A 13726-nucleotide genomic window follows, 5' to 3' on the forward strand; every position below is an offset into this window, starting at 1 on the left:
AGTAGCCTATGTCTGAGTAGTCAATCCCTCATACTTAGGCAGCTGTATAACCCACTTCTTTGAGGTATGGCAGCAATACTTTCTGTTGCTCTGCGTCCATCAGCATCGAACGTAAACGTGCCACAAATGGCTTCATATCCTCTCCTACGTACGCCATAGCCTGTACAGCAGGTAAGTCAGCTAATTTACTGCTAAACATGTCTAACTGCTTTTCTGTAAGTTTGTAAAACACACTTGATATATTTTGATCAGAAGAGTTGTTAATAGATTTTTCTTTTTGTTTAAAAGTAAATGAAAATCCAGTAATAGAACGCCCTTTTTTATGCTGTAAATATTTCACAGTAATATCAGTATGTTGATTAATTAATTGTATAGGATTTTCTATCACCCACTTTTTTAAATTATCTGAACGGAGGTACTCATCCTCTAATACACCAAGCTTAGCTCTAAATTCAGCAAGTTCAATCACTGGTGTTTTTCCTGTGCTACGCCATGAAATTAAGAGTTCGTACAAACGAATAGCATAAGCACTGCTTAAGTTACTAATTTGTTCCATCTCATATTGTGTAAAATTTTTTTCTAATCTAGTTATAAAAGGCACAATTGCTGGTGCGAATATTAGCTGTACAACGGCTTCATTATCTATATAACCGATTTCACTTACCCAACGACTCTTCTTATTGATGATGTTCCCTTTTTCAGATAATTCTTGATAACTGAACTGACGAGCAAAGAGGCTATTACACGCATCTTTCAAAGCTTGATAAGCAGTATTACGATGAACACCAAATTGGCTGACATAACTTTCTGCATGAACAGTTAGAGGATCATTAGCATTTATCCCTTTACCACTTTCTCTTGCCTCAATTATGGCTAAAAGAATTAATCGTTGCTCTACCAGATCTAAATTATAGCTAGCATTAATTAGAGCATTATCTTTGACTATAAGCGCCTTCATTATGGATATTCCTAGTTATTTCCCCCCCTAGTTATTCCTTTATAAAATATTCACTAGGACTATGCAAGGTAAACCTAGGAATATTGCAAGGTAAACCTAGGAATATTGCAAGGTAAACCTAGGAGTATTGCAAGGTAAACCTAGGATAATAAAGCCTGAAACCCTTGCTATTAAATGCTTTCAGGCTGTCTAAAAGCATTAAAAGCATTTAAAATTAATTAAAAGCATTTTTTCTTTTTTTTAATTGAATGAAATTTTAGATTTCCACGTATCAAATTAAGGACATGAAATTAGATTTAAGCTATATTTAAGTGAAAACAGTAAAAATTAAAGCAAGGTTACTGATGTCTTACAAAATGTTATCCTACTGGATACCCTTTTCTAATCCTCAGACCTTGCCAAAGGGTTTCACCCCTTGGAACCCCCACCACGACTCAACATGTGATGCCTATGCCAATAGAATCGAATGATCTAACTTCTGAAAAACAGCTTGAGATTCAAGAAGCTAAGAGGAAAAAAGCACTCAGTAATCGGAGCAAGAGCATCACTGTACGTTTTAACAGTGAAGAATTAGAACGTATTGAAGTTGAGGCCGAGAAGAAAAAACTGAACAAGTCGAACTATATCCGTTACTTGGTTTCACAAAGTTTGCATTTAGATCAACCTATCCAAAAAACAGAGGACACCCACCTCTTTAAACGAAGCGAACGTACCTTTAAAAAACCAAGCTACGTTGATCCAATCCTCTTAAGGCATGTTGCTCAGATGGGGAATAACTTAAATCAGATCGCCAAAGCACTGAATACAGCCAATCTCAATGGTCAAACACTCGAGTTGCTTGAACTGATTCAAGTGTTAAAACAAATGGACAACCATCTGAAAGATTTAGTGAGTGGGTAAAGGGGTTAAAAATGCTGATCAAATTCCTTAGTCGGGGCACAGGCAAGGTCAGCAAAGCGATTGATTATTTGATTGCTGATCGTGATAGCAAAGACGAATTACGGCATGGGGTTAAAATTCTCGATGGGGATAGTGCATGGGTGCGTATCGTTGGAGACAATCTTGAAACTAAGCACAAATACACCTCTGCGGTACTCTCTTGGACAGTCCAAGATCAACCCTCAGCAGAACAGATCCGTGAGACTTTAGACGAGTTCTATGCGACTGCTTTTGCAGGTTTAGATGAACAACGTAGAAGTGCTTTGGCGGTATTGCATGAAGAACAAGACGGCAGCAAACATGTGCATGTCTTGATGCTTCGAACAGATCTTAAGACCGGTCTTGCTTACAACCCTGCCCCACCTGGACACGAATATGATTTTAACTGTGTTCGAGATTATCTGAACTACAAATACAATTGGAGTGATCCCCAAGATCCACTGCGTAAACAGATCTATAAAATTAGCCGTGTTGAACGTCAACAACGTATTGCCACTTTGACCGAAGCCAAACCCATTAAGAATACTCAAAAAGAGCAGCTTGAACTGAAGTCATTGCTGATTGAATCTGTGAACGCTGAATTTGCTCGTGGGGCGATTCAAAAGCATGATGACGTTAAAAAATTCTTAAGCCAATTTGGTGGTGTACGTAGCGTTAAAGCACATGGCGACCGACCAAGTTATATCTCCTTTACCTCTCCTGCATTTGACAAAGCCCTACGCTTGCGTGGGCAGATTTTTGAAGAAGAATTTGATGAACAACGAAGCCGAACACTTAAAGCTCAAATTATTGCAACAGCTCGAGCAGAGCAAGAAACTGCAACAGGACAACTTCACCGAGGCGCAAGACAAGTTGAACGCTTCTTTGACACCAATCTTGCAGAACTTAGAGAACGCCTTAGCGCAAGTCGGCATAGACGAATTGAACAAAACACTGCGTACTATGACCGAGACATCAGCACACTATCGACGCCAGTTCGAGGACATGGGCAGCGAATGGAAGCAGGATGCGAACAGCCTGAGCGAGCAAATGATCGAAACACAAGAGCGCTTGGCGAGCTTGTATCGACAGACGGCCGAGCATATCACGCTGATCAATCAGCGCAGCGAACTCATTCAGGAAGAGAACAAACAGCTGAAGCAGCAGATCCAAGCATTCGAGGAGCGTCTCAACACACAGGATCAGCAGCTCAAGAGTCTGATGACCTTTACCAAGCACAACAACGAGTTCCTAGCAGATATTCACGACAAGACGAACGAAGCCAAAGCGTGGAATCAACAAAACGAAAACTACTTGACCTACAGCATGATGATAGGGGGCGGAGCATTGTTCCTGATCTTCATTACGCTACTTTGGAAAATTTAATTGATGGATACACTCAACGCTTTATTAGAAGACAAGAATCTGCTCCAACAGTTAAAGACAGAGCAAGAAGCACAATTCCAAAAGATGATGGAAGCTTACAAAGATCAGTTCAATCATCAAGTCAAAGCCATGGCATACGAAGTGCAGTTAATGAGATCCGAGCGCTTGGCACAGACTCAAAAATTGGACGAGTGTATCAACGACTTCATCAAACTAGCCAACAGCTCCTTGAAGCAACAAGAGCTCGTGAACAACAAGTTAATAGACTTAGAGAAGCAATTCGAACAGAACAAGAGCTTGCTCGTAGAAACCACCCAACAGCACATCAATCAGTTGAAGAGCGAAGCTCAGGAAGTGGTTACGTTTATCAATGGAAAGTTCCGAAGCAATATAATGAATGGTCTCGAGAGTGCCAAGGACGCAGAACAGAAAGTGAGCGAATTACTAGAGCAACCTACAGTGCTACTTCAAGAAGTCCAAGCGACTCAACAGCAACAGCAGAAACTTATGCAGCAATTAGTCAACGCATTAGAAACGCTCGAGACTTTAGTGAAGACAAGATAAGAGAACGAAAGCGCCAAGTGGATCGGGATTATGATGGGCCAGGGTTCTAACTTCATTCAATTTAACCCTTTAATTTTGTATTTTGAGTAATATAGGCACATTGATAAAAAGGGTAAGTAAATGAAAAGAGATAAATTCTTAGGACATGATCAGAATGAAAAAACGGTTTTTGTTTTTTTATTTGAACGTAATAAAAAGAAGATCTCTTTATTCATTCAATATGAAGATGAAAAAGACCTGGAGTATGCACAGCAACTGATTATGCTGTATAGCATTTTTTGGGAAAGTGGTTCACCGTTAAGCGACCTAATAGCTGGATTTGAGAGCGATCCTAATCGCCAAGCGTCTCCACTCAAGCTTTGGCATACGATTCCCTAGATAAAAAAAGGCCCAACATCCTGTTGGGCCTTTTTCGTATGCGGTTGTGTGAGGTATAACTCCTGTCGTACCTATCTTCCGTGTTTTAGAACTTATCATTATTGTTTTTTGTTCTGGAACTTCCTGTTCCTGATGTACTCAGAATAGTTGAGTCCTTAGCTCTAAGATAGGGGCGATCTACTCCAATACGTGTACGCTCAAGCTTACAGAGCCAATTTCGTATATGAGATTTTATGTTAAATAAAAAATATAAATTTAGAAAAAATATTGTTTTTTTAGTAATTTACTTTAAATTTATAGAAAAACCCTCACTTAATTCAGATAAAAAATTTAGTAGAGGGAAGCATGGCTAATCAATTTTCATTATTAACACCTAATATTTTACAAAATAGTAAAATCAGAGAACCGCAAATAGAATCTTATAAAAATATTTTATCGCATTTCAGCAAACCTTCATTTGAAAGAGAAGTTGGTATTGTACTTCCTGTTGGATGCGGTAAATCAGGAGCCATTGGTCTAACTCCATTTGCGTTAAAGGCAAAAAGGGCTTTGGTTATAGCCCCGAATTTAGCTATTGCAGAGCAGCTCTATAAAGATTTTACGTATTCTAGACCAGATACATTTTATAAAAAATGTGAAGTGTTAATTGATGACTTTCCTGAACCTGCTGAAATTAGAGGGAAAACTGTTAACAAAGCAGATCTAATTGAAGCAGATGTGGTTGTAACTAATATTCAGCAACTTCAAGGTGATGATAATAGATGGCTTAACAATTTAGAGTCTGATTTCTTTGATTTGATCATATTTGATGAAGCACATCATAATGTTGCGGAAACATGGCAGAATTTGAAAGATCACTTTCCTCAAGCAAATATTGTAAATTTTAGTGCCACACCTTTACGTGCAGATGGGCGTAAAATGGCAGGAGATATAATTTATTCATATTCTGTTCAAGAAGCTATAAAAGCAGGTTACGTAAAGTCATTGAAGGCTGTTCAGCTAAATCCCGAAAATCTAAAATTTGTTAGAGATGATGGAAAAGAACAGGAAGTTTCTCTAGAAGAAGTTATTAAACTGGGTGAAGAAGATTCGAAATTTAGAAAATCAATTATTACCTCAACAGAAACTTTAAATACGATTGTAGATGCATCAATCTATCAGCTTTATAAAATGAGGAAAGAAACAGACTGTAATAAATTAAAAATTATTGCATCAGCTCTTAACTATACTCATTGCAAGCAAATAGTTGCAGCTTATAAAGCAAAGGGATTGAAGGCAGATTTTGTTCATTCCCTAGAAGACACTAAACATAATGCAAAAGTTTATAAAAAACTTGAGAGTCATGAACTTGATGTAATTGTTCAAGTTAGAAAATTAGGTGAAGGATTTGACCATCCCTATCTCTCTGTTGCAGCAGTCTTTAGTATATTTGGGAACTTATCTCCATTTGTTCAGTTTATTGGACGAGTGATGCGAGTTATTGAACAGAATAATCCAAATAGCATTTTAAATCATGGTGTTATTGTTTATCATGCGGGTGGGAATATCATCCCAAGATGGAATGATTTCAAGGAATTTAGTGCAGCAGATCAGCAGTATTTTGAATCACTTTTACCTACAGAATATATTCCAGTCACAAATGGTGAGGGTAATAATGATGGTTCATATATCAACATTGAAAAAGAAGAAATAAATGTTATTGCTCAAACGAATGTGAAGATTAAAACATCATATCTTTTAGATGATGAATCAATTAAAGCATTAGAGCTTTTGAAAGCTAAAGGGGTAATTCCCGAGAGTTATAATCCCGATGAGGAAATTCTTCAAAATATTAAGCCTACTAAAGTTCAACAAAGACAAGCAAAAAGAACGCTATTAGATGCTCTGATCAAAAATAAAGTAGGATACATATTGTTTACTTTAGGTTTGAATGCTGAAGCAAAAAACTTAGATAAAAGCTATCTAGTAAGTAATTTTGTTTTCTTAAAGTCAAAATTAGATCAAAAAATTAATGCGCTAATTGGTATTGAAAAAAATATGAGAAATGAAATGACTATTGAGCAGATAGAATTAGCTATAAGTTCAATTGAGCAGATTGCAGAACATATTATTTTAGAAGAGAAAAAATGATGATATGAAAAGTATTGTAAAAAATATTACTTGGGATATCGCCCTTCAATCTCATAAGTGCAAAAGAAATGTAAAGCATATTATCGCAAAAGGTGATAGACGTCTTAAGATTAAAGAAGGTCGTAGTGAAAGCCATTATTGTATGCAATGTGCTGAAACCATCTTGAAAAGTGGTTTATTAAAAATTAATGGCTTAATAGATGATATATAAAACTCTATGCATCTTTTATATTTTTAAAAATTAATATAACAGACCATTATTAAAAAATGGGAGCAATAGGCTCCCATTTTTTAATAAGGTCCCATAAATCTTGAGCCGTTGAAGTGGATCATGTGAGATGGATTATCAGCCATCCAAACTTCTGTTTCCCATGCGATGACACCACTATATTTCACATACGTTTTTGTATCAGGAAAGGCTGAAACAAAAACCAATCCTGCTGTACAATTTTGGAATAATATATTTAATTCCCCATATCTTTTATGGTCTACGGGTCCATGACTGGTGACAGCTTCAATTAAAAATAGCCAATTTTTCTCAGAATTGTAGATAACAACATCTGGTAATTTCCCGTGGTTGTCTAGTTGCACACCTAAAGATGCTAGTAGATCAACATCAAAGAATCCATGTTTATTACCTGTATCACCTGCATAAACTAATGTTCCTCCAGGAACATATCGAGCACCAAAATCGGTGACAATATCCTTGATGAGCTGAGAATGGTCACCTGCTGAAAGTACAATAGTCTGGCCATCTGTTAATTCTAATGGAATCATATGCATGTCACGCTCTCGTGCATACATTTGAGTAAGAGTTTGTCTTTGCTGCAGGTAATTTTGTAGCATGATTGCATATTGCTCTGTTCCATAAGTTCGAAGAACTTGAAGCAAATTAGATTCAATTTGGTATACAGCTTTGGGGCTATTAACGGGCCTGTCAGGCTTATCAGGGTTATAAAGACAAATTCCTGCTTCTATAAACTGGTGCATCGATTGTCGACGGAATGTCTCTCGTGTATTTGGAGCGTATTCTCTTTGATAGTGCTCGCGTGACCAATTCATGATAGGCGTAATACCTACTAATGGGTTACTTGCCTGATTCCATGATTTTTCAGGTGTCATATCAAGTAAACAGAGTAGACAGAGAGCAGTACGTTCATTAAGTTGTTGGCGCGGCATGCCTAATTGGACAAGGATATCGTATGCTTGCTGCAGCTTTGTATCTTGATTATTCACTTAATCTCCCCTAGAAGGTTATCAATCTGTTTTTGATTCATTTTTATGTCGTATTTTTTGCCTAAAAGCTGCAAATTCTGAAGGGCCGGATATTTCATGTTTCTGAGATCCGTTGCATTTACTTGGGTATGACCTGAGAAAATACGGAAATAGCTGTCTAATAAGCTACTATTCAGAAAACAAGCCAATCCCATTGCTGTTTCATAGTCAAAGCCCTGTTTTTTTACATGGAATACATTCCAGCAGTTATCAAAGCCGATCCATTTTTTATCAATTAGATTAGGATCTATGACATTAGCGACAATCCGTCGTTTTTCTTCTTTAGAGCTGAATCGTCTGACAATCACGTAAAAGCCATTATTCGGTAGCAGCCATTTCTGTGAATCTGGTGTAACCCTAATAGCATTTGGTTTCTTATGCTCTTTCGGATATTGAAGCTGCCTATCTACGAAATGATGTGGGTAAAATAATGGAACAGCTCCATCTTGAGGAGATTGCTCCAAGAACTCTTTCATTCTGTGAGACACAATTGGTCCTGTGCTTACAGAGATTCCCAATTCATTTAATGAAACGGCAAAAAACGTATTATTTTCATCTTGAGGTTGCCCGTTCGTAGCAATGCGGATAAATAGTTCTGGATCATTAGGTTTAATGACCTCAACAAAAGGAACTATTTTGCTTTGGTAGTCACGGAAGGTCTGGTCATTAGATTGAGAAATCTGAACGTCTGACTGCTGTTTACCCTTAGTCAGTTTAATGATGATATTTTCTTGTAAGACATCATCATCTTTAAAAGCCATGTCTCTACTTTCAAAGATATGAATATGCTCTATAGCACACTCCTTCAAAACCAATTCTCTGAATGGCTTGTAATAAGGACCATTACAAAATGATCTTGGAATAATCGCTACAATTTGCCCATCTTGTTCCATGAGTTGAATTGTTAGTGCAACAAATGCTGAATAAAGATTAACGGTTTCAATTCCAACTTTTCTCAACTCTCTCCGATGCTCTGAATTGCTATTAATTTTTTTATATGGAGGATTAATAATGGCATGAGTGTATCGCTCTCCCTTATCCGAAGAGATATTCTCAACAGCTCCTAAAATGAAGTCTTGAGCATAAATAGAAAAATTAAGATTCATAGCATGCATGTTAATTTCTAATTGTTCTTGCATGATGGGATCAATTTCCCATAGATCCACTAGATTAATATTCTTAAGCTTTTTTGCAGCGGAAATAGTTAATGAACCTATACCTGCTCCACAGTCTAGAAGTTTTATTTCTTTTTTATGATCGTCGAAAAGGCTTGCCATATATTCAGCAATAACACTAGGCGTCATGAATTGCCCAAGTTCAGATTTTTTCTTGGGATTTAGCTTAGCATTCGTAGTCTTTCTTATGTGCTCGATCGTCATAAGATTCATGATTCGTATTGCTGACCTAGTGAAACAAAATTATCGCAAGTATAAACGTAAAAGGACGCTTATTTTTGATAGCAGTTTTATTAGGGTTTAAATGCTATAAAATTCATCATTCAGCTTCCTGTTGGAAAGCCATGAAACATCCATTGTATGCCACATAAAATAGCTAGAATTAAAACTACGAGAAAGATGATTTCTAATTTCATCATTTTTAAATTCTTCTAAAATTAACATAATACCGCTTATACGAAATCGGTTTTATTAGTTGATAAAATTCAACAACTTAAGAATTTTTAAAAAGCCCAATTCTAAGCAGTTGGGCTTTTTACGTGAATGAGACCGTTCCACGATTATTTAATAATCAATGTTCCATGTTTTTGTTCATAAAAATTAAATAATCTTGGTCGAATATACTCGTCAAAAAACGATTAAAAAATCTCCTTTTCACAGCTTTTAATGAACTTACTCTTTCGTTTGTCGACTAGCCTATGTCTGAGTAGTCAATCCCTCATACTTAAGGAGTTGTATAACCCACTTCTTTGAGGTATGGCAGCAATACTTTTTGTTGCTCTGCATCCATTAGCATTGTACGTAAACGTGCCACAAATGGCTTCATATCCTCTCCTACGTACGCCATAGCCTGTACAGCAGGTAAGTCAGCTAATTTACTGCTAAACATGTCTAACTGCTTTTCTGTAAGTTTGTAAAACACACTTGATATATTTTGATCAGAAGAGTTGTTAATAGATTTTTCTTTTTGTTTAAAAGTAAATGAAAATCCAGTAATAGAACGCCCTTTTTTATGCTGTAAATATTTCACAGTAATATCAGTATGTTGATTAATTAATTGTATAGGATTTTCTATCACCCACTTTTTTAAATTATCTGAACGGAGGTACTCATCCTCTAATACACCAAGCTTAGCTCTAAATTCAGCAAGTTCAATCACTGGTGTTTTTCCTGTGCTACGCCATGAAATTAAGAGTTCGTACAAACGAATAGCATAAGCACTGCTTAAGTTACTAATTTGTTCCATCTCATATTGTGTAAAATTTTTTTCTAATCTAGTTATAAAAGGCACAATTGCTGGTGCGAATATTAGCTGTACAACGGCTTCATTATCTATATAACCGATTTCACTTACCCAACGACTCTTCTTATTGATGATGTTCCCTTTTTCAGATAATTCTTGATAACTGAACTGACGAGCAAAGAGGCTATTACACGCATCTTTCAAAGCTTGATAAGCAGTATTACGATGAACACCAAATTGGCTGACATAACTTTCTGCATGAACAGTTAGAGGATCATTAGCATTTATCCCTTTACCACTTTCTCTTGCCTCAATTATGGCTAAAAGAATTAATCGTTGCTCTACCAGATCTAAATTATAGCTAGCATTAATTAGAGCATTATCTTTGACTATAAGCGCCTTCATTATGGATATTCCTAGTTATTTCCCCCCCTAGTTATTCCTTTATAAAATATTCACTAGGACTATGCAAGGTAAACCTAGGAATATTGCAAGGTAAACCTAGGAATATTGCAAGGTAAACCTAGGAGTATTGCAAGGTAAACCTAGGATAATAAAGCCTGAAACCCTTGCTATTAAATGCTTTCAGGCTGTCTAAAAGCATTAAAAGCATTTAAAATTAATTAAAAGCATTTTTTCTTTTTTTTAATTGAATGAAATTTTAGATTTCCACGTATCAAATTAAGGACATGAAATTAGATTTAAGCTATATTTAAGTGAAAACAGTAAAAATTAAAGCAAGGTTACTGATGTCTTACAAAATGTTATCCTACTGGATACCCTTTTCTAATCCTCAGACCTTGCCAAAGGGTTTCACCCCTTGGAACCCCCACCACGACTCAACATGTGATGCCTATGCCAATAGAATCGAATGATCTAACTTCTGAAAAACAGCTTGAGATTCAAGAAGCTAAGAGGAAAAAAGCACTCAGTAATCGGAGCAAGAGCATCACTGTACGTTTTAACAGTGAAGAATTAGAACGTATTGAAGTTGAGGCCGAGAAGAAAAAACTGAACAAGTCGAACTATATCCGTTACTTGGTTTCACAAAGTTTGCATTTAGATCAACCTATCCAAAAAACAGAGGACACCCACCTCTTTAAACGAAGCGAACGTACCTTTAAAAAACCAAGCTACGTTGATCCAATCCTCTTAAGGCATGTTGCTCAGATGGGGAATAACTTAAATCAGATCGCCAAAGCACTGAATACAGCCAATCTCAATGGTCAAACACTCGAGTTGCTTGAACTGATTCAAGTGTTAAAACAAATGGACAACCATCTGAAAGATTTAGTGAGTGGGTAAAGGGGTTAAAAATGCTGATCAAATTCCTTAGTCGGGGCACAGGCAAGGTCAGCAAAGCGATTGATTATTTGATTGCTGATCGTGATAGCAAAGACGAATTACGGCATGGGGTTAAAATTCTCGATGGGGATAGTGCATGGGTGCGTATCGTTGGAGACAATCTTGAAACTAAGCACAAATACACCTCTGCGGTACTCTCTTGGACAGTCCAAGATCAACCCTCAGCAGAACAGATCCGTGAGACTTTAGACGAGTTCTATGCGACTGCTTTTGCAGGTTTAGATGAACAACGTAGAAGTGCTTTGGCGGTATTGCATGAAGAACAAGACGGCAGCAAACATGTGCATGTCTTGATGCTTCGAACAGATCTTAAGACCGGTCTTGCTTACAACCCTGCCCCACCTGGACACGAATATGATTTTAACTGTGTTCGAGATTATCTGAACTACAAATACAATTGGAGTGATCCCCAAGATCCACTGCGTAAACAGATCTATAAAATTAGCCGTGTTGAACGTCAACAACGTATTGCCACTTTGACCGAAGCCAAACCCATTAAGAATACTCAAAAAGAGCAGCTTGAACTGAAGTCATTGCTGATTGAATCTGTGAACGCTGAATTTGCTCGTGGGGCGATTCAAAAGCATGATGACGTTAAAAAATTCTTAAGCCAATTTGGTGGTGTACGTAGCGTTAAAGCACATGGCGACCGACCAAGTTATATCTCCTTTACCTCTCCTGCATTTGACAAAGCCCTACGCTTGCGTGGGCAGATTTTTGAAGAAGAATTTGATGAACAACGAAGCCGAACACTTAAAGCTCAAATTATTGCAACAGCTCGAGCAGAGCAAGAAACTGCAACAGGACAACTTCACCGAGGCGCAAGACAAGTTGAACGCTTCTTTGACACCAATCTTGCAGAACTTAGAGAACGCCTTAGCGCAAGTCGGCATAGACGAATTGAACAAAACACTGCGTACTATGACCGAGACATCAGCACACTATCGACGCCAGTTCGAGGACATGGGCAGCGAATGGAAGCAGGATGCGAACAGCCTGAGCGAGCAAATGATCGAAACACAAGAGCGCTTGGCGAGCTTGTATCGACAGACGGCCGAGCATATCACGCTGATCAATCAGCGCAGCGAACTCATTCAGGAAGAGAACAAACAGCTGAAGCAGCAGATCCAAGCATTCGAGGAGCGTCTCAACACACAGGATCAGCAGCTCAAGAGTCTGATGACCTTTACCAAGCACAACAACGAGTTCCTAGCAGATATTCACGACAAGACGAACGAAGCCAAAGCGTGGAATCAACAAAACGAAAACTACTTGACCTACAGCATGATGATAGGGGGCGGAGCATTGTTCCTGATCTTCATTACGCTACTTTGGAAAATTTAATTGATGGATACACTCAACGCTTTATTAGAAGACAAGAATCTGCTCCAACAGTTAAAGACAGAGCAAGAAGCACAATTCCAAAAGATGATGGAAGCTTACAAAGATCAGTTCAATCATCAAGTCAAAGCCATGGCATACGAAGTGCAGTTAATGAGATCCGAGCGCTTGGCACAGACTCAAAAATTGGACGAGTGTATCAACGACTTCATCAAACTAGCCAACAGCTCCTTGAAGCAACAAGAGCTCGTGAACAACAAGTTAATAGACTTAGAGAAGCAATTCGAACAGAACAAGAGCTTGCTCGTAGAAACCACCCAACAGCACATCAATCAGTTGAAGAGCGAAGCTCAGGAAGTGGTTACGTTTATCAATGGAAAGTTCCGAAGCAATATAATGAATGGTCTCGAGAGTGCCAAGGACGCAGAACAGAAAGTGAGCGAATTACTAGAGCAACCTACAGTGCTACTTCAAGAAGTCCAAGCGACTCAACAGCAACAGCAGAAACTTATGCAGCAATTAGTCAACGCATTAGAAACGCTCGAGACTTTAGTGAAGACAAGATAAGAGAACGAAAGCGCCAAGTGGATCGGGATTATGATGGGCCAGGGTTCTAACTTCATTCAATTTAACCCTTTAATTTTGTATTTTGAGTAATATAGGCACATTGATAAAAAGGGTAAGTAAATGAAAAGAGATAAATTCTTAGGACATGATCAGAATGAAAAAACGGTTTTTGTTTTTTTATTTGAACGTAATAAAAAGAAGATCTCTTTATTCATTCAATATGAAGATGAAAAAGACCTGGAGTATGCACAGCAACTGATTATGCTGTATAGCATTTTTTGGGAAAGTGGTTCACCGTTAAGCGACCTAATAGCTGGATTTGAGAGCGATCCTAATCGCCAAGCGTCTCCACTCAAGCTTTGGCATACGATTCCCTAGATAAAAAAAGGCCCAACATCCTGTTGGGCCTTTTTCGTATGCGGTTGT

Annotated in this window: 12 protein-coding genes; 8 read left to right on the top strand and 4 right to left on the bottom strand. The window is 37.7% G+C overall.

Going from position 1 to position 13726, the window contains the following annotated elements; translation table 11 throughout:
- Positions 1-34 precede the first annotated feature (34 nt).
- A complete protein-coding gene (repM, locus tag Q0017_RS11495; RefSeq protein ID WP_298146902.1) occupies positions 35-958 on the bottom strand; it encodes a replication initiation protein RepM in 924 nt (307 codons plus the stop codon).
- Between the two features lie 450 nt (positions 959-1408).
- Here repM (Q0017_RS11495) and mobC (Q0017_RS11500) point away from each other — a divergent pair, with 450 nt between their 5' ends.
- The 5 genes from mobC (Q0017_RS11500) (at position 1409) to Q0017_RS11520 (ending at position 6545) form a co-directional block, all read left to right on the top strand.
- Positions 1409-1858: a plasmid mobilization relaxosome protein MobC gene (gene mobC, locus Q0017_RS11500; protein ID WP_298146905.1), complete on the top strand. Its 450-nt coding sequence runs from the start codon at positions 1409-1411 to the stop codon at positions 1856-1858.
- Positions 1859-1869: 11 nt separating this feature from the next.
- Positions 1870-3876: a hypothetical protein gene (locus tag Q0017_RS11505; protein ID WP_298146907.1), complete on the top strand. Its 2007-nt coding sequence runs from the start codon at positions 1870-1872 to the stop codon at positions 3874-3876.
- A 70-nt stretch (positions 3877-3946) separates the two neighbouring features.
- Entirely contained in the window at positions 3947-4204 is a 258-nt protein-coding gene (locus Q0017_RS11510; RefSeq protein WP_298146910.1) for a hypothetical protein, read from the top strand.
- 345 nt (positions 4205-4549) lie between these two features.
- Complete coding sequence (locus Q0017_RS11515; protein ID WP_298146913.1) at positions 4550-6334, top strand: DEAD/DEAH box helicase family protein; 1785 nt, start codon at positions 4550-4552, stop codon at positions 6332-6334.
- A gap of 4 nt (positions 6335-6338) precedes the next feature.
- Complete coding sequence (locus Q0017_RS11520) at positions 6339-6545, top strand: hypothetical protein (RefSeq protein WP_298146915.1); 207 nt, start codon at positions 6339-6341, stop codon at positions 6543-6545.
- Positions 6546-6625: 80 nt separating this feature from the next.
- On the opposite strand, the gene Q0017_RS11525 is transcribed toward Q0017_RS11520, so the two are convergent.
- The 3 genes from Q0017_RS11525 to repM (Q0017_RS11535) form a co-directional block, all read right to left on the bottom strand.
- Entirely contained in the window at positions 6626-7570 is a 945-nt protein-coding gene (locus Q0017_RS11525) for a BsuBI/PstI family type II restriction endonuclease (RefSeq protein WP_298146918.1), read from the bottom strand.
- The gene (locus Q0017_RS11530; RefSeq protein ID WP_298146922.1) at positions 7567-8997 is read right to left on the bottom strand and encodes an N-6 DNA methylase; all 1431 of its coding nucleotides are present in this window, start codon (positions 8995-8997) and stop codon (positions 7567-7569) included. The genes Q0017_RS11525 and Q0017_RS11530 overlap by 4 nt, the downstream gene beginning before the upstream one ends.
- A gap of 511 nt (positions 8998-9508) precedes the next feature.
- A complete protein-coding gene (gene repM / locus Q0017_RS11535; RefSeq protein ID WP_298146924.1) occupies positions 9509-10432 on the bottom strand; it encodes a replication initiation protein RepM in 924 nt (307 codons plus the stop codon).
- 450 nt (positions 10433-10882) lie between these two features.
- On the opposite strand from repM (Q0017_RS11535), the gene mobC (Q0017_RS11540) reads away from it, so the two are divergent.
- From mobC (Q0017_RS11540) to Q0017_RS11550, 3 genes are all read left to right on the top strand, one after another.
- Positions 10883-11332, top strand: coding sequence for a plasmid mobilization relaxosome protein MobC (mobC, locus tag Q0017_RS11540; RefSeq protein WP_298146905.1), 450 nt, complete (start codon positions 10883-10885; stop codon positions 11330-11332).
- Positions 11333-11343: 11 nt separating this feature from the next.
- Positions 11344-13350, top strand: coding sequence for a hypothetical protein (locus Q0017_RS11545; RefSeq protein ID WP_298146907.1), 2007 nt, complete (start codon positions 11344-11346; stop codon positions 13348-13350).
- 70 nt (positions 13351-13420) lie between these two features.
- A complete protein-coding gene (locus Q0017_RS11550) occupies positions 13421-13678 on the top strand; it encodes a hypothetical protein (RefSeq protein WP_298146910.1) in 258 nt (85 codons plus the stop codon).
- Positions 13679-13726 lie beyond the last annotated feature (48 nt).

Origin of the sequence: uncultured Acinetobacter sp., assembly GCF_947624825.1 — a bacterium.
In the GTDB taxonomy this organism is placed as follows: domain Bacteria; phylum Pseudomonadota; class Gammaproteobacteria; order Pseudomonadales; family Moraxellaceae; genus Acinetobacter.